Here is a 281-nt window from a genome sequence, read left to right as displayed (position 1 = left end):
GTGTCCTGATTGGCAGCATAATAAGTCAGTAATCTATCGCTCCAGCGGTTTTTGAAAACATGGAGATCACTCTTCCCCGGCTGCAGGTTTCCGGCTTCCCTGCCATTTGCTCTGAATTGGGTAAAATCTATACTTCTGTCGGCAAAAAGTTCTATTCTGTTCACCTTTCTGTTCGAGGCAATTTTCACGGTGTACGTCTCTTCCCCGGGAACTTCAGCTTTAATCTTTTCAACAGAGATAAAAGGTTTTGGGATCATTATCTCCGGTGCCACAGCAGAATA

The 281-nt window shown here is 44.5% G+C and carries 1 protein-coding gene; it reads right to left on the bottom strand.

All coding sequences use genetic code 11. The features are described from left to right. Positions 1-188: hypothetical protein (locus HC175_RS23580; RefSeq protein WP_209310240.1), on the bottom strand; the 188-nt coding region annotated here is incomplete at its 3' end. Positions 189-281: the final 93 nt, after the last annotated feature.

This window comes from Salinimicrobium oceani (assembly GCF_012037645.1).
This window is presented reverse-complemented; position numbering and strand designations above follow the sequence as displayed.